At 62.4% G+C, this 17,039-nt stretch carries 15 protein-coding genes; 11 read left to right on the top strand and 4 right to left on the bottom strand.

Going from position 1 to position 17,039, the window contains the following annotated elements; translation table 11 throughout:
* Positions 1-3 precede the first annotated feature (3 nt).
* Complete coding sequence (locus INT29_RS13245) at positions 4-771, top strand: SseB family protein (protein WP_101571073.1); 768 nt, start codon at positions 4-6, stop codon at positions 769-771.
* Between the two features lie 80 nt (positions 772-851).
* Here INT29_RS13245 and INT29_RS13240 read toward each other — a convergent pair whose 3' ends face one another.
* Complete coding sequence (locus INT29_RS13240; protein WP_193071929.1) at positions 852-1,889, bottom strand: hypothetical protein; 1,038 nt, start codon at positions 1,887-1,889, stop codon at positions 852-854.
* A gap of 174 nt (positions 1,890-2,063) precedes the next feature.
* On the opposite strand from INT29_RS13240, the gene INT29_RS13235 reads away from it, so the two are divergent.
* Positions 2,064-2,717 (top strand): TetR/AcrR family transcriptional regulator, encoded by a 654-nt coding sequence (locus tag INT29_RS13235; RefSeq protein WP_193071928.1) that lies wholly within the window; start codon positions 2,064-2,066, stop codon positions 2,715-2,717.
* Between the two features lie 33 nt (positions 2,718-2,750).
* Here INT29_RS13235 and INT29_RS13230 read toward each other — a convergent pair whose 3' ends face one another.
* Both INT29_RS13230 and INT29_RS13225 read right to left on the bottom strand, forming a co-directional pair.
* Positions 2,751-6,149, bottom strand: coding sequence for an SNF2-related protein (locus INT29_RS13230; RefSeq protein WP_193071927.1), 3,399 nt, complete (start codon positions 6,147-6,149; stop codon positions 2,751-2,753).
* A gap of 148 nt (positions 6,150-6,297) precedes the next feature.
* The gene (locus INT29_RS13225) at positions 6,298-6,669 is read right to left on the bottom strand and encodes a DUF1844 domain-containing protein (RefSeq protein ID WP_009885055.1); all 372 of its coding nucleotides are present in this window, start codon (positions 6,667-6,669) and stop codon (positions 6,298-6,300) included.
* Positions 6,670-6,940: 271 nt separating this feature from the next.
* Here INT29_RS13225 and infC point away from each other — a divergent pair, with 271 nt between their 5' ends.
* From infC to INT29_RS13190, 7 genes are all read left to right on the top strand, one after another.
* Positions 6,941-7,621 (top strand): translation initiation factor IF-3, encoded by a 681-nt coding sequence (gene infC / locus INT29_RS13220; protein WP_081448649.1) that lies wholly within the window; start codon positions 6,941-6,943, stop codon positions 7,619-7,621.
* A 98-nt stretch (positions 7,622-7,719) separates the two neighbouring features.
* Positions 7,720-7,926, top strand: coding sequence for a 50S ribosomal protein L35 (rpmI, locus tag INT29_RS13215; RefSeq protein ID WP_009885053.1), 207 nt, complete (start codon positions 7,720-7,722; stop codon positions 7,924-7,926).
* A gap of 101 nt (positions 7,927-8,027) precedes the next feature.
* Entirely contained in the window at positions 8,028-8,417 is a 390-nt protein-coding gene (gene rplT, locus INT29_RS13210) for a 50S ribosomal protein L20 (protein WP_009885052.1), read from the top strand.
* A 125-nt stretch (positions 8,418-8,542) separates the two neighbouring features.
* A complete protein-coding gene (locus tag INT29_RS13205; RefSeq protein WP_193071926.1) occupies positions 8,543-9,433 on the top strand; it encodes a TrmH family RNA methyltransferase in 891 nt (296 codons plus the stop codon).
* Between the two features lie 515 nt (positions 9,434-9,948).
* Positions 9,949-10,206: a hypothetical protein gene (locus INT29_RS13200; RefSeq protein ID WP_009885049.1), complete on the top strand. Its 258-nt coding sequence runs from the start codon at positions 9,949-9,951 to the stop codon at positions 10,204-10,206.
* A 55-nt stretch (positions 10,207-10,261) separates the two neighbouring features.
* Positions 10,262-10,921 carry a pentapeptide repeat-containing protein gene (locus tag INT29_RS13195; protein WP_035279612.1) on the top strand — a complete coding sequence of 220 codons (660 nt, stop codon included), beginning with the start codon at positions 10,262-10,264 and terminating at the stop codon, positions 10,919-10,921.
* Between the two features lie 58 nt (positions 10,922-10,979).
* A complete protein-coding gene (locus tag INT29_RS13190; RefSeq protein ID WP_096145814.1) occupies positions 10,980-11,243 on the top strand; it encodes an SdpI family protein in 264 nt (87 codons plus the stop codon).
* A gap of 128 nt (positions 11,244-11,371) precedes the next feature.
* Here INT29_RS13190 and INT29_RS13185 read toward each other — a convergent pair whose 3' ends face one another.
* Entirely contained in the window at positions 11,372-13,027 is a 1,656-nt protein-coding gene (locus INT29_RS13185; RefSeq protein ID WP_193071925.1) for an acetolactate synthase large subunit, read from the bottom strand.
* Positions 13,028-13,256: 229 nt separating this feature from the next.
* Here INT29_RS13185 and pheS point away from each other — a divergent pair, with 229 nt between their 5' ends.
* Together pheS and pheT are read left to right on the top strand one after the other, a co-directional pair.
* Positions 13,257-14,300, top strand: a complete 1,044-nt coding sequence (gene pheS / locus INT29_RS13180; protein ID WP_127363095.1) for a phenylalanine--tRNA ligase subunit alpha — start codon at positions 13,257-13,259, stop codon at positions 14,298-14,300.
* A gap of 1 nt (position 14,301) precedes the next feature.
* Positions 14,302-16,887, top strand: coding sequence for a phenylalanine--tRNA ligase subunit beta (pheT, locus tag INT29_RS13175; RefSeq protein WP_193071924.1), 2,586 nt, complete (start codon positions 14,302-14,304; stop codon positions 16,885-16,887).
* Positions 16,888-17,039 lie beyond the last annotated feature (152 nt).

The following is a 17,039-nucleotide window of genomic DNA, read 5'->3' as shown; positions in this document are numbered from 1 at the left end:
GCAGTGATTTCGGACTCGGCTGATCGCTCCGACTCTGCCGGCCAATCCTGGTCCGGCCGTGATCTGCGGCCTAACCCGTTCTCGGGCGATTCCGGAGAAGCCGATGCCGGCCTTCTGGAAGCCCTGCATCAGGTGGGCAGGGATCCGCTGGATCCGCAGCTGCACAGCAACGTACTCTCCGTGCTGTCGGAGGCACGGCTGTATGCGCCGATCGTACCCATGGCACTCGACCAAGAGGTCGGAGAAAACGGGCTGATGGTCGACAACTCTTCGGAGATGGCCATGGTCCGGCTGCAGGCCGATGACGGCCGGGAATGCACACCCGGGTTCTGCTCAATCCCGCCATTGACGGCATGGCATTCGGACGCTCGGCCCGTCCCGATCGAAGCGGAGAGACTCGTTCTCGGCGCGATCGAGGCCGATTCGCAGCTCGTCGTCCTCGACCCTGGAGCGCCGACCTCGTTCCTGCTGCGTCGACCCGCGATGTTCGCATTCGTCCACGGACAGGGTTGGACGCCATCCTGGGCCGACGCCGAGGTGGGACGACGTCTCGCGGCCATCGCCGAGTCCTTCTCCTGGCTGACTCGCCTGTCACTGAGCCCGGGGAGCAGGCAGGTCAATGTCGGGGGACCTGAACTGGGCATCACCCTCGGCGTGGAGTCCGAGGTTTCGGAATCCGAGTTGCAGCACTTCCAGGAAACGATCGCAGCGGATGAGGAATTGGTGCAGAAGATCGACTCACTGGCCATTCGTCTGCATCTACTGAGCTAGACAGCGCTGAGTTAGACAGCGCCGAGCCAGCTAGACAGTGCTGAGCTAGCTAGACAACAGCGTGCCGGGCATGTCCGAGCTCACTGCAGCATGGCGATGACGCCGTCCTGCCAGCGGGTTGTGCCGACTTGTTCCGCGAGTTCTCCTGTCTCGATGATGTTTGGCTGATACCAGATGGGTGAAAGCTGGTGGAGTTCGAACATGGAGCGTTCGACTAGGCCCGCGACTCGTGTCGTCCAGCGGGGCAGAGCAATCGGTTTGCGCGCTGTCGTGCCCAGGTAGCTGTATGTGAACTCGGTTATGTCGGCCAGGGTCGGATTCGATGCAGGTGCTAGGAGCATCCGATGGCTGCCTGCGGTGTCGGCCTCCACTGACCTGGCCGCGCTGATCATTGCGGCGCCGAGATCGGCAATCACCGTGATGCCATGCGGCACATCGGTACGGGCCGGCACGATTGCCCTGTGGCTCTGACTGATTCTGTCCGAAATGCACATTTTGACCACAGAGGAGGCTGACTGAGCGGTTTCTCCGATCAGGTCACCGGCGATGACGCTGGCTGTGCGGGCTCCATGTGCGGATCGAGCTTCCATCAGCTGCTGTCTGATCCGGCCCTTCTCTTCCACCGGTGCAAACGGAGAGGACCCCGTCACCGGAGTGGTGAGGCCGGCGAAGGCGTAGACAGATTCGGGGAAGATGACCGGAATGCTCAGCTTCGCGCCGACATCCATGATGGTCTTTTCCAGCTGCGGTAGAACCTGCGCCCACACTCGACTGTCATAGGGAGCATGGACACAGGCGAAGATGATATCTGTACCCGCAGCGGCCTCGAGCAGCTGAGCAGGATCGGCTGCGTCTGCGCGCACACGAGCGATCTCGGCGGGAGGAGGATCGGCATGCGGAAGAGAGGCAGACTCAGGAGGTCTCAGAGCGGCAGTCGTGATTCCATCAGCTGCTGATGCCGAGGCCGGTGCGGTATCCACATTGCCTGCTGCAACCTCAGCCGTGGCAGGAGATGGGGCCGAACGGGTTGCGACCGACGTGTGAACGCCCGCTGCCGAAAGTTGGGACGCGACTTCTCTGCCGATCTGTCCGTAGCCGATGACGAGTGCTGATTTCATGATGGTGTTCCTTCGAATCGTCGAAATGTAGTGATGGTCTGAAGTCGCAAGAACCGTCGAGACTCCGATTGACGAGAGCACTGCTCTCTGAAAACAGGCTAGGCCGATGGCGATCGTAATTCAAGAGCAATGCTCACTATTGTTATCTTTGCTCTCTCGTTCTAGGCTTGTGGCATGACGAACTCGACTCCGCGCCAGCGGGCCCGGCTGGAGACTGAAGCGCAGATCACCCGGATCGGGAACCGCATGCTCGATGCCGATGGGCTCGAGGGAGTGTCGCTGCGGGCGATCGCCCGGGAGCTTGGAATCGTCTCAAGCGCCATCTATCGCTACGTGAAGAACCGTGACGAGCTGCTGACCATACTCATCCGCGATGCGTTCACTTCGATCGCGAACGAGGTGGACGACGCCCTCGAGCACGACAAGTCAGTCCTCACCGTCGGCGTGACGATGCTGGCGTGGTCGCGAACACACCCCAACCGGTGGGCGCTCATCTACGGCACGCCCATCCCGGATTACCAGGCGCCGCGGGATGAGACCGTGGTGCCGGGGACGAGGATCATGGTGTCGCTGACAAATCTGCTCGCAGAGCCTTCCGTGCAGACCTCGCGTTCTCAGTTGCCTCCGGCTCACACTTTGGACGCGCTGCGTGAAGGACTGCAAGAACTGGGTCTGGAACCCGATGATCGGGTGATCATGGCCTCTGTGACCGTCTGGTCAGCGATCGTCGGTCTCATCAATGCTCTGCGCTTTGGGCAGTTCGGTCGAGGGGTCGAGTCAGTCGAAGACGAGCTGATGCAGGGGCTCGTGTCGGCGCTCGGGCACTGACACAGCGCAAGGAGTGGGGTGAAGTGAACTAGTTCACCCGTCGAGGAGTCCGCGGATGTCCTCAACCGTGATCTTCGAGGAGAAGCCCTCACCCTCATTGACCAGGGAGTCGAAGAGCTGCGCCTTCCTTTCCTGCAATGCCAGCACCTTCTCCTCAATAGTCTTCTCAGCGACCATCCGATAGACCATGACGTTCTTCGTCTGTCCGATCCGGTGTGCGCGGTCAACTGCTTGGGCCTCGACCGCAGGGTTCCACCAGGGGTCGAGGAGGAAGACATAATCGGCCTCCGTCAGTGTCAGCCCGAATCCGCCGGCCTTGAGGCTGATCAGGAAGACAGGTGAGTCTCCGGTCCTGAAGTCCCCTATGACTGCTCCGCGGTTGCGAGTGGAACCGTCGAGGTAGCAGTAGTTGATATTGCGATGTTCAAGCTGCTCGCCGACTCGAGACAGGAACGAGGTGAATTGGCTGAAGATGATGGTGCGGTGGCCCTCGGCGACGATGTCATCGAGGTGAGAGAAGAGCGCACTGAGTTTGCTCGAGCCGATCGATTCATACTTCTCATCGATGAGATATGGATCGATGGCCAGCATCCGCAGAAGAGTCAGCGACCGGAAGATCGCGAAGCGGTTGCGATCCATATCGTTGATGAGGCCGAGAAGTTTCTTCCTCTCCTTCTGCAGGATCGTGTTGTACAGGTCCCGGTGCTTGGAGCTGAGTTCGACGCTGAGGATCTGTTCCTGCTTCGGCGGCAGGTCGGCCGCGACCAGTTCCTTGTTCCGCCGTTTCATGAACGGTCTGATCCGCCGCCGCAGCAGCGCCATGCCCTCCGGACTTTCGCCCGATTCGATGGGTAAGACGATCTCGCGACGGAACTTCTCGATGCCCGGCAGCAGTCCCGGTGAGGTGATCGAGTACAGCGACCACAGGTCGGTCAGCGAGTTCTCCATCGGTGTGCCCGTGATGGCCAGGCGGAATCGCGCCTGGATTCCCTTCGCCGCAGTGTGGACCTTGGCCGTCCGGTTCTTGACGAACTGCGCCTCGTCGAGGACGAAGGTGTCCCATTGGATCGATCGGAAGGCCTGTGCGTCGAGGCGCAGAATCGCATAGGAGGTGATGACGAGGTCGGCATCCTCGATCTCCAAGGCCAAGGCGGTCTTCCGCTTCTTCTCTGTGGCCGAGATAGTGGTGACTCGCAGACCAGGTGCGAACTTCTCGGCCTCCGCACGCCACGTCGACATCACCGATGTGGGTGCGACGACGAGAATGGGGGAGGCATTCGCCGTCGTGTTCTTGATATGAGTGAACAGGCTCAGTGCCTGCAGAGTTTTACCCAAACCCATATCGTCGGCCAGGATGCCGCCGAGTCCGCTGGACCACAGTGCGGCCAGCCAGCTGAACCCTTCCTGTTGGTAGGGCCGCAGTGTGGCCTCGATTCCCTCCGGCACGTCGAGAGACGGAATCTCGCCGAGGTGGCTGAGCGCTTCGACCGAACGTCGCCATGAGGCCGCCGCTGTGGAGTCGTCGACGAGTTCGTCGAATTCGGCCCACAGATCCATGTGATAGCGCGAGAGGCGAGGTGAGTCCGGCTGCCAATCCGCAATGACATCCGATTCAGCGAGCATGCGACGAAACTTGTCGAAGAAGGGCCCGTCGAGGGAGAAGTACGCGCCATCGGGCAGGACTATCATCTCTGCCCCCTGTGCGAGGGCGACGAACAGGTCGGCGAAGCGAACCTTCTGTCCGGCAATCATGATGTGGAAGCGAATGTCGAACCAGTCGCTGTCTTCGGCCTCGTCGGTCGACATCGACACCAACGGTGCTTCGGTGACTTCCCGATAGTCCGGGCGATCGCCGACCTCATGGACCTCGAGATGGTCGATGTCGCTCAGGGTGGGCAGGAGCTTGTCGACGAAGACAGCCGTCTGCAGACCGTCGAGGTCCACGGTGCCTGCATGACCCAACGCACTGGGGAGGGTCAGTGGGACTGGGATTGCCGCAACCGTGGAGCTGAGATTCGCGAGCACGGTGTCTTCGTGTTCAATGCTGCGGTCGCGGTCTGGTGCTAAACCTCGGCGGATCGGGAACGTATGAGTCGGGTGATGGTAGTGCCACTCCCACGTCAGATGTGCACCATGATCTCCGTAGGTGACGGTGAGCGCGAGGTCGGGAGGGACGAGCACGGGCAGGGTCACCGAATCGTCAGAGGAGATGACGGTGGTGGCATAGGCGAGCTTGGGATAGAAGCCTGTGAAGAAGTCATCCATCTGGTCCTTCGAGATGGTGACCGGTTCCCAACGACGCAGCATCTCAACGACCGCATGGTCGGTGGTCTTCTCTGCAGGTGCCAGGACGAGGGCGAGTCCTGCCGCGGTCGAGATTCCGTAGAAGCCATGATCGTCGATCGGCCCGCTGAGCCCTTGGTCGAACGGTTCTTCGTCAACGGTGATCAGGGAGCGAACCTCGAGCCCCTGTGGCGTCGCGACCACATCGCATTCCGTGGTGGCCTCGTCAGCCAGGCGGACCGTGAGCTCGCGGCGGGTGCCGACAAGTTCGATGCCCAAAGTCCTCGCCTGATCGAAGAGATGCCACAGCAAGGGTGAGGCGAACCAGTCAAGGACCACAGTGTCCTCATTGGTCACAAGGCGATTCGAGTTGATGGCAGAGAGCCCGTACAGCTGAGCGAACCATGCCGCCTGACCGCGCGCATAGGCGCGGGTGGTGGAGTTGTTGGCGATGTTGGACCAGGACACGTTGCCCTTGATCCAGTTGCGGCGTGCCCCCTCCATCAGAGGACGCAGAGTGACGACGAGGTCGGTGTAACCGGTCAGCTTCGTGCGCGTGATCGGGTGCACTTCGAAGTTCCCGAAGCGAGTGCGCCGCAGTTCGGAGATCTCGAAGCCGAGCGCAAGCCGCGTCGGTGCAGTCCCAGCCAGGGTGCCGCCGGGGCCAGAGGCCCACACCGATGCATCGACGCGGTCGGAGGAGAAACCGGAGAGGATCGACTTCCAATCCGACTCCGCACGCCGAGGTGACGACGTCCCACTGCGGGAAGCTGTTCTGCTGCGGGCAGTCTGCCAGCTGGGAGGGTCGGGGGAACTGCGTTGGTCCGGGTCGTGCAGTGCCGTCGAACCGAATGGAGCCACCTGCCGAACCGATGCCGCCATGAGCGCAGCCACCACATGTTTGCAGTCTCCGCCCACGGGGCATGTGCACTGCGAGGAGAGCACGGTGAATGATTTCGCCGTGGGACTGTGTCGCTTCAGCCGCACGATGCTGGTGTAATCCTGTGCCGCGCTGCCTGCGACGTCTGCCCGCAGAGTATTGTCCTCGGGGTCCCAACGTGCCTGCCCGACCATGCCCTTGTTGGCGTAGCTGCGTCCGCGCTCGTAGAACGTGGTGCCGAAGTAGTCCTGCAACTCCTTGGCACTCACGTACGGCAATTCTACGGGAGACATAGGACGATGGTCTCACCCGGCACTGACATGACAGAAGCGGCCCCCGACCAGTGGTCGGGAGCCGCAGCGGATATCTTGGGGCCATGGCGCACGACGAAAGAGTCGGCACGCACGGTGGGGTGTCTCAGCGAACAGGGCCTGTGTACTTCTCGCCGGGACCCTGTCCTGGCTCATCCTGAATCGCCGAGGCTTCGCGGAAGGCCAGCTGGAGGCTGCGCAGGCCGTCGCGCAGAGGGCGAGCATGGTGGTCGCCGATGACGGTGGCGGCGCCGGTGACCAGGCCGGCCAGCGCAGTGATGAGCTTGCGTGCCTCGTCCAGGTCCTGCAGCTCTGCTGCGGGAGCCTCGGGGGAGTCTTCGGCCAGTCCGCATTTGACGGCGGCAGCGGACATCAAGTGCACGGCTGCTGATGTGATGACCTCGATGGCTGGTACTTCGGCGATGTCACGCGTGACATCGGCAACCGCCTCGGCGGGTACAGAATTTTCAGAACTCATGGGACTAGCCTGACATATGAACGACGCGTCGATTGCACGTTCGGCCTCGATGTGCGAAGAGTCATGAAGCGTAGTACACTAAGTCGTGGTGCGAAGCGGGGTCTGACTCCCACCTTGATCGCGTAGAGCGATCGGGTCCAATGATCTGATGATCGACAGTCCAGGTGCAAGCCTGAGGCAGAAGATTTCAGATCGAGGTGTATTCACTTGAAGTGCTGCGGTTTCAATACCGTGCTCTGATGTGTGTGCAGGCTCCCTTGGCATGTGGTCAATGGGAGCCTTTTCTATTGCCACGACATCATTTGAGCTAAAAAGGAGTGAACACATCAGCGAGACGCGCATCAATGACCGGATTCGGGTTCCCGAGGTCCGGTTGGTCGGACCCAACGGTGAACAGGTCGGTATCGTTGCCATTCGCAAGGCACTCGACCTCGCTCGCGAGGCAGATCTCGACTTGGTCGAGGTTGCACCGCAGGCGAAGCCTCCCGTCGCCAAACTCATGGACTACGGGAAATTCAAATACGAATCTGCTCAGAAGGCCAGAGAAGCCCGCAAGAACCAGGCGAACACTGCGCTGAAAGAGATCCGCTTCCGTCTCAAGATCGATGAACACGACTACGAGACGAAGAAGGGGCATGTGACCCGCTTCCTGTCCGGTGGCGACAAGGTCAAAGTCATGATCATGTTCCGCGGTCGTGAACAGTCTCGCCCCGAAATGGGCATCAAGCTGCTCAACCGCCTGGCCGAAGATGTGTCGGAACTGGGCACCGTCGAATCCTCACCACGGGTCGACGGACGCAACATGGTGATGGTCATTGCCCCACATAAGTCAAAGTCCGACGCCAAGGCCGAGGCCCGCAAGGCATCATCTGATGCCAAGGGCAACGTCGCCGAGGTGAAGTCCCGACGCGATCGCGTCGCTGCAGAGAAACAAGCAGCGCCCGACGCGTGAGAAGTAAGTACCGATTCGCTGGAGCCTGAACGGTTTCAGCGTGTGAAGTAGTTGCCGGTGGTCGCCACCGACAACGAAATGCAAAGGAGAACGGCTCGATGCCGAAGCAGAAGACGAACAGCAGCGCCAAGAAGCGCATGCGTGTGACGGGTACTGGCAAGATCATGCGTGAAGGCGTGAACAACCAGCACAAGTTCGAGGGCAAGTCCTCGGCCCGTAAGCGTCGCGTTGCCGAGGACCAGGTCCTCACCGGCGGAGATCGCGCCAAAGCCCGCAAGCTTCTGGGCAAGCTCAAGGGCAGGTGAGACCCTCTCGGGTCTCCATCCCGGGCAGCCACTGATGTGGTTCCCACAGCTTGAACCAGACTCCGGCACCGCCGGCAGAACCAATTTTGAAGGAGTAACACGTGGCACGTGTTAAGAGAGCGGTCAACGCTCACAAGAAGCGCCGGGTCATCCTTGACCGGGCAAGCGGCTACCGTGGACAGCGCTCGCGCCTGTACCGCAAGGCCAAAGAACAGGTCATCCACTCGCTGGTCTACAGCTACCGTGACCGTCGCGCCCGCAAGGGTGACTTCCGTCGCCTGTGGATCCAGCGCATCAACGCCGGTGCTCGCGCCAACGGCATGACGTACAACCGTTTCATCCAGGGCCTCAAGGCCGCTGGCGTCGAGGTTGACCGCCGTATGCTCGCCGAGCTCGCCGTCAACGATTCAGCCACCTTCGCGCACCTGATCAAGGTTGCCAAGGAAGCTCTTCCGGCTGACGTCAACGCAGCGAAGACCGCCGCAGCCTGAGCTGCCGGTCCTCATACTCTCAACGGCCCCGAACTTACTTGGTTCGGGGCCGTTGATTTTGTCCCAGAACTTTTCCCTCCGATAGCCAGTAGTCCCTCCAGCAAGAATGCGGGTCAGCGAATTCCATGAAACTTCCAGACGCCATCTCCTCACCGAATTCGAAACGGGTCAAGAACGCGGTCAAGCTGCTCAAGCGCCACAGCCGCAAGACGATGGGCCAGTTCCTCGTCGAGGGACCCCAAGCCGTGCGTGAGGCTCTGGAACGGCATGCAGAGCTGGGCCTTCCCGGCCAGGCGCCCGGCGTTCCGGACTGGGTGGGCTCGAACGCTGATCCGCGCGGCGGGGTCATCGAACTCTTCATCACGGAAGAAGCCGCCGAGGCGCATCCGGAGTTCGTCGAGACCGTCAAGGACTGCGACATCCGCTGGAACATCATCACCGACGAGGTGCTCACCGAGCTGTCCGCAACCGTGAACTCACAGGGCGTCGTCGCCGTCTGCGAACGCATCGACGTCGACCTGACTTCGGTCATTGACAAGGAAGCGCAGCTCATCGTCGTCCTCTCCCAGGTCCGCGACCCCGGTAATGCCGGCACGATCATCCGTCTCGCCGATGCCGCAGGGGCCGATGCTGTGGTCCTCACCTCGTCAAGCGTCGACATCTACAACGACAAGACCGTCCGCTCCACAGCCGGTTCCCTGTTCCATGTTCCCGTGGTCACCGGGGTCGGACTCGCCGAGGTGACCGAACTGGCTCGTGCCCGCGGCCTGCAGATACTCGCCGCCGATGCCAACGACCAGTCTCACGACATCCACCATCCCTGGGATAGCGGACTCGACCTGACCGCCCGCACCACCTGGGTCTTCGGCAACGAAGCCTGGGGGATGAGGACAGAAGACCTCGAACTCTGTGACTCCTCGGCGGCTGTTCCGATCTACGGTAAAGCTGAGAGCCTCAACCTGGCGACTGCTGCCAGCGTGTGCATCTACGAGAGTGCTCGCAACCAGCGGATGTGAGTCGCAGGCCTAGCGTTCAACGAATTCTGCTGCCGAACGTGATTCGACTGCGTCCGGCTTGAACCGAGCAAGTGTTCCAGATCAGAGCGACGTCTGCTAGCGTTGAAAGCAAGGTATCTGTCTATTAATGCGTGAGGCGCAGGACGGAGCGAAGCAATGCCTGGCACGAAAATTTGGCCGCAGTCGCTGTCGGAACTGCAAGCGAGGTGCGCGCGGGATGTGCTGAACTCTGTCCTGGTATGCATCGCGATCGCCGCACTGTTCTGGGCCATCAACTTCGGTACCAGCTCTTCGCCCTCGGTCCCGCGCCTGCTCGTCACTGCGACGATGCCAGCTATGATTTTCGGGGACCTTATTCGTTACTTCCGTGCAAAGAGGCGTTTCGACTTCGTACAGCCGTTGCCTGCTGGGGCGTCGCCGGCTTAAGCTCTCTCAGGTGGAAGTCGCTGCAGCAGTTGCGTCGTCTAACTGCCTGCGGTTATTCCACCTATTGACAACGGGGAGAAGTAGGGTTTATGACCACACAGCAACACGAAGGATTCTTCTCGAAGACTGAGTGGAAATTCGTTGGCTTTTTTGCACTCGCGTTCGTTCTCACTCCGGTGTTCTACGGCCTGCCGTTGTTGAGCCCGCTGTTCGCTCTGTCGACCAGTCTCAGGCGCGAGCGGCGAAAAATGATGTGGCTCTGGATCGTTGCATCGATCCTGGTGCTGATGTCAATCGCCCCGTTCATTCTTAAGGCGGCTGGGCTGAGTAACTTCGTCGTCGAATAGTCGACGCAGTGACGACAATAGGGACGTGTCCTACCCAGCCGATACGGTGGACACCATGACGACTGAAGCTCCACGCGCACCGAAGATCACGCTGACGAACTTGACGCCCGGCTACCTCGGCGACATTGGTCCGGAGGAGTTCCTCGAGGGCATGGAGTTGAAGGACCTTGACCTCGCCGAGGTGGATTCCACCCAGGCCACGTACCTGGACTCATCTTTGTCCCGGGTGAACTTCGGTGACGCCGAGTCTCCCGTGAACCTCACCGGTGCACGGTTCTCCGGCAGCAGAATCGAGGACTGCCGGGCCGACACCTGGACTATGCCGCGGGGGAGTCTCGTCCACACCGAGATCTCGGGCACTCGGATCGGTGCAGGGGTGGTTCATGACAGCGTGTGGGAGAAGGTCGTTCTCAGCAACTGTCGGATCTCCTACCTCAACCTGCGCGGAGCCAAACTCACCGACGTCGAATTCCGCGACTGCGTCATCGACGAGATCGACCTCGACCGGGCCAAAGTCAACAGGGTGTCATTTCCCGGTTCGAGCGTCGGAGTGCTGCAGTGCGAGAGCGCGACTTTGGGCAATGTGGATCTGCGGGGTCTGCAGCCGCATAAGATCTCGGGTGTCCACTCGCTGCGGGGTGCCACCATCGATGAGATGCAGATGATGCTCTTCGCCGAACTCTTCGCCAGCGAACTCGGCATCACGGTCGAATGACCGCCGCCGAGGTTGGTGCAGCTGGTCAGGCGAGTCAGGAACGAGAGGAGCAGCGCTGATGTTCTACGCGCCCATGGCGGGTTACCTGATCGTGGCAGCGGTCAGCGTCGTACTGATCGTCGCTGTGCGCAAAAAGGCGATCGGCAGGAACTCTGCGATAGGAATACGCACGCGGCACACGCTGGCCTCCGATGCCGCATGGGAGGCAGGCCAACGAGCAGGCGTGCCCTACCTCTTTGGCATGGCCGTCATCAGTATCGGCCACGCCGTGGCACTGCTGTGCGTTCAGTTCTCAAGGCCACGACGGCCGGCCACATACTGACCGTGCTCGGGTGGGTTCTCATCCTCGTCTGCGCTGTACTCGCCGTCAGAGCGGCAAATGCTGCATCGAGATCAGTCGGCCCGTGAGGCCAATCTGACCGTTCGCCCACCCGGGCCGTTCGCCCAGCCCTACTGCGCGTCCAGCGCCGCAGCCTCCCGCTGACCCAGTTCGTCGATGAGCACTCGCTCGTTCTCCGAATAGTCCACGGGTACGACCACGAGGTGGACTCCGCCGGCGGCAAAGGCGGACTCGAGGACGTCATGCATGTCGTCGACATTTTCCAGCCGATGCCCGGTGGCCCCGTAGGACTCGGCATAGGCGACGAACTCCGGATTGCCGAACGTCAGGCCGTGGTCGGGCATGCCGTCCACGGCCTGCTTCCACCGAATCATGCCGTAGGAGCTGTCTTCGAGGACGAGCACCACGAGGTCAAGGCCGAGGCGAACAGCGGTCTCCATCTCCTGGCTGTTCATCATGAACCCACCGTCACCGACAACGGCCATGACCCGGCGATCCGGGTAGGTCAGCTTCGCAGCCATGGCAGACGGCAGACCGGCACCCATGGTGGCCAACGCATTGTCGAGGAGGAGAGTGTTGGCCCGGGTGGTGCGGTAGTTGCGGGCGAACCAGATCTTGTACATGCCGTTGTCCAACGCCACGATCCCGTCGACGGGCATGACCTCGCGTACCTCGGCGACGATGCGCTGCGGAATGAACCGGTCATCGGTCGAACGCTCTTCGATCTTCTCCAGAATCCCTGCCCGCATCGGCAACAGTGCCCCGGCATTGGGCACATGACCGACGAGTTCCACAGCGAGTCGATCGAGGCTGGGGCCCAAGTCACCGATGGTCTCGACCTGCGGGAAGTAGACCTGCTCGACGACGGCTGCCCGGTAGCCGACGTGGACGACGGTCGGCCCGTTCTCGTCCATCGTGAACGGCGGCTTCTCGGTCGTATCGTGGCCGATGGTGACGATGACATCGGCCTTCTCGATCGCATCATGGACATAGTCGCGGCTGGTCAGGGCCGCGGTGCCCATGTACAGGCCGGACGAGCCGGACACGGATCCCTTGCCCATCTGAGTGGTGAAATAGGGGATGCGCACCCGGGAGACGAACCGTGAGAGCGCCTCGCTGCAGTCCGAGCGCGAGGCATCGGCGCCGAGCATGAGCAGCGGCCGCTTGGCATTCCGGATCACCTGGGCTGCGGCATCGACGGCGTCATCGCTGGCAGTCGCCCGTCCATTCGTGTGCGGTTGGATCAGGTCTGCATGCTCGACAGGCATGGCGGCAATGTCCTCGGGAAGCTCCAGGTGGACCGGGCCCGGCCGTTCGGACCGGGCGACGCGGAAGGCCTCCCTGATCATGGTGGGGACCATGTTCGCCGAGGTGATCTGTCGGCTGTCCTTCGTCAGCGGCTTCATCGTCGCCACAGTATTCACGATCTGGAAGCGCGCCTGCTCGGCCGTGCGGATCCCCTTCTGTCCGGTGATCATGATCACCGGCATCCCGCCGAGGTGGGCGTAGGCCGCACCGGTCGCTAGGTTAAGTGCGCCGGGACCGAGCGTGGTCAGACACACTCCTGGCTTGCCTGTCAGACGCCCATAGGTTGCGGCCATGAAGGCGGCAGCCTGTTCGTGGCGGGTGAGGACGAATTCGATCGAGGACTGGCGCAGAGAATCGATGAAGTCGATGTTCTCCTCACCGGGGATGCCGAAGATGCGTTCGACTCCCTCGTTCTCCAGGGCCTTGACCATGACATCGGAAGCTCGCTGAGTCGTCATGTTTCGACACTACATCTTTTGGAGTGGGGCCTCGATGACTCAGCTCACAGATGTGGGCACGGACCGGGATCCGGTGGAGCCGCCTCGGCGAGGGTGGGAGCCACAGGGGTGCCAGGACACGATCCGGACGAGTGGTCGAGCACGGAATCACAGGCGATAGACTTGAGCGCAGCAGACAAACGGCATTGAAGTACGCAGAAGATGCAGATAACGCAGATGAAGGACATTGATGACTGACCAGCTCGACCCATTGGACGAGTCGGCCGTGAATGCGGCCGTTGACGCGGCACTGAGGGCATTCGCGGACGCACGCACGCTCGACGATCTCAAGGCCGCGAAGATCGAGTTCACGGGCGACAAGGCCCCGCTGGCGCTGGCCAACCGAGCCATCGGCGGACTCGACAAGGCCGATAAGGCCGCCGCCGGCAAGATCGTCGGCAAGTCCCGAGGTCAGGTCAAGAAGGCCCTCGACGCCCGTCAGGCCGAACTCGAAGCCGAGCGCGACGCAGCCGTGCTCATCGAAGAGTCCATCGACGTCACGCTGCCCACAGACCGCAACCGCCTCGGCGCTCGCCATCCGCTCTCCCTCATCCAGGAACAGGCCGCCGACTACTTCATCGGCCTCGGCTGGGAAGTTGCCGAAGGCCCCGAGATCGAATCGGAGTGGCTCAACTTCGATTCCCTCAACTTCGGACCCGACCATCCTGCTCGCCAGATGCAGGACACGTTCTTCGTCGACCCTCCTGAGGCCGGCCTCGTCCTGCGCACCCACACCTCACCGGTTCAGTCCCGCTCACTCCTGCAGCGCGGTGTCCCGCTCTACATCGTGTGCCCGGGCAAGACCTTCCGCACGGACGAGCTCGATGCCACCCATACCCCGGTCTTCCACCAGATCGAGGGCATCGCCATCGACAAGGGCCTGACCATGGCCAACCTGCAGGGCACCCTCGACGGCTTCGCCCGCGAGATGTTCGGCCCGGAGTCGAAGACCCGCCTGCGCCCCAGCTTCTTCCCGTTCACCGAACCGAGCGCGGAAATGGACTTCTGGTTCCCCAACAAGGTCGGCGGGCCCGGCTGGATCGAATGGGGCGGCTGCGGCATGGTCCACCCCAATGTGCTCAAGGCCGCGGGCATCGACCCTGAGGTCTACCAGGGCTTCGCCTTCGGTATGGGCATCGAGCGCACCCTGATGCTGCGCGAAGGAATCAACGATATGCATGACATGGTCGAGGGCGATGTGCGCTTCTCGGCACGTTTCGGAATGAAGGCTTGATATGCGCGTCCCACTGAACTGGCTGGCCGACTACGTCGATCTCCCGGCCGATACGGATCCCCATGCCCTCGCGGCGGAATTCGCCTCGATCGGACTCGAGGAAGAGGACTTCTTCGGCCCCGAGATCACCGGGCCCCTCGTCGTCGGTCGCGTGCTCGAACTCGTCAAGGAAGAGCACTCGAACGGCAAGACCATCAACTGGTGTCGCGTCGATGTCGGGCCTGAGCACAACGAGGACCTCGACGATCCTAAGGATCCGCAGCCCGGTGAAGAGCGCCCGAGCCGCGGCATCATCTGCGGAGCCCACAACTTCGTCGTGGGTGACCTCATCGTCGCCTGCCTGCCCGGAGCCGTCCTGCCCGGCGACTTCCAGATCGCGGCGCGCAAGACCTATGGCCACAAGTCCGATGGCATGATCTGCTCGGCCAAGGAGCTCGGCCTCGGCGAGGACCACGACGGCATCATCGTCCTGACCGACCTGGGCCTGAGCGGTGAGCCCGGCGACGATGCGATCGCACTCCTGGGCCTCGACCAGGTCACCCTCGACGTCAACGTCACCCCCGATCGCGGCTACCAGCTGTCCATGCGCGGCATCGCCCGCGAGTACGCGCAGATGAAGGGCCAGTCCTTCACCGACATCGGAGCCGCCGAGGCGGCCCCCACCAACGCTGCCACCGACGATGGTTTCCCGGTGTCGATCGAGGACTCCAACCCGATCAACGAGGTGGCCGGCTGTGACCAGTTCACCGCCGTTCAGGTCACCGGCCTGGACCCGCAGGCGCGGACTCCGTTCTGGATGCAGCGTCGCCTGCAGCAGGCGGGCATGCGCCCGATCAGCTTGACCGTGGACGTGACGAACTACGTCATGCTCGAACTCGGGCAGCCGCTGCACGCTTATGACACCGCGCTGCTCGGCGACGAGATCGTCGTCCGGCGTGCCACCGCCGGTGAGAAGTTCACGACGCTTGATGATGTCGAGCGCAAGCTTGACCCCGAGGACCTGCTCATCACCGACCGTGGTGCCGGTGCCAGCGGCAAGGGCGGGAAGATCATCGGCCTGGCCGGAGTCATGGGCGGCGCCGACGTCGAGGTCAACGATCAGACGACCGACATCGTCATCGAGGCCGCTCACTTCGACCCGATCTCCATCGCCCGCACCTCGCGTCGCCACAAGCTGTCCTCGGAGGCCTCGCGTCGTTTCGAACGCGGCGTCGACCCGAAGCTCGGACCCGTGGCCGCACGTCGCTGCGCGGACCTGCTCGTCGAACTCGGCGGCGGAACGCTCAGCCCGGCGACCACGCAGGTCGGGCAAGCTCCCGAGCCGACTGTCATCGAACTCCCGGTCGAGCGCGTCGCCTCGCTCGTCGGAGTCCAGTACACAACCGCCGAGGTGACCGGACTGCTCGAAGGCATCGGCGCGACCATCGATGTCATCGGCAAGGACCGTCTGGCCGTGACCGTGCCCAGTTGGCGCACGGACATCACCGACGCTGTCGACCTCATCGAGGAAGTCGCCCGTACCGGCGGCTACGACCGCATCCCATCCATCCAGCCTGCCGCCAGGGCAGGCAAGGGACTGACGGTGGCGCAGAAGACGCGTCGCCGGATCTCGAACCTGTTGGCTGCCGACGGGTTTACCGAGGTGCTGTCGTACCCGTTCACGAACGACAAGCGGGACGATCAGCTGCGGCTCGAGGCCGATGACGTGCGTCGCAAGCACGTGCGCCTGGCCAACCCGATGTCCGAAGACCTGCCGCTCATGCGCACCAACCTGCTCTCGACGCTGGTCGACCTCGTGGTTCGCAACCAGGGCCGCGGAGCGAAGGACGTTGCGCTGTTCGAGGCGGGACTGGTGTCCACCTCGGCAGGTCTTCCTGAGGGTCCCGGGCCGCGTCACCTGCCCGGATATCACCCCACCGAGGCGGAACTCGATAAGATCTACGCCTCGGTGCCTCATCAGCCCTACCACTACGCGGGCATCATCTCCGGAAACGCCGAGATGCCCGGAGTCTGGGGCAAGGGCCGCAAGGCCGAGGCCACCGACGTCATCGACACCGTGCGCCGGATCGTTGCGGTCAATGGCCTCGAGGTCACCGTCGAAGCCGACCAGATCGCCCCGTGGCATCCGGGCCGTGCGGCGAAGTTTGTCCTCGCCGACGGTCAGGTGCTCGGTCATGCAGGTGAGCTGCACCCGAAGGTGTGCGAGAACCTTGGCCTGCCGGCACGGACGGTCGGATTCGAGATCGATCTTGACGCATTGCTGGCTCAGGAGGATCTGCGTGCCTGGGACGGTGCGCTGTCGACCTATCCGGTGTCGCGTCAGGATGTGGCGCTCATCGTCGATGCGGAACTGCCAACGCAGACTTTGGCCGCGACGTTGCGCGAAGGTGCGGGGGAGGAGCTCGAACTGCTCGAGACTTTTGACCTTTACACCGGGGACCAGCTGCCCGAGGGCAAGAAGTCGCTGGCGTTCCGCCTGACCTTCCGCGCCCCAGATCGCACGCTCAAGGCCGATGAGGCCTCGGCGATGCGTGAGGCGGCAACGAAGTTGGCCGCCGAACGTCACGGCGCCGAAGTCCGCAGCTGAGAACAGTGCGTAACAGTGCCCGGTCGACCGCTAGAGTGGTTCGACCGGGCTCTGTCGTATCTGCTCAGCGCATCGCGGCAGAGCGCACAAGAATGACCGAACACGCGGCCGTGAGCACTTGTCGTTCACATCACGACACCTGACTACCCGCA

The sequence above is a fragment of the Brevibacterium sp. FME37 genome (genome assembly GCF_014897485.1).
Lineage (GTDB): Bacteria > Actinomycetota > Actinomycetes > Actinomycetales > Brevibacteriaceae > Brevibacterium.
Note: the sequence above shows the minus strand (reverse complement) of the source record. Positions and strands in the feature narration are given on the sequence as shown.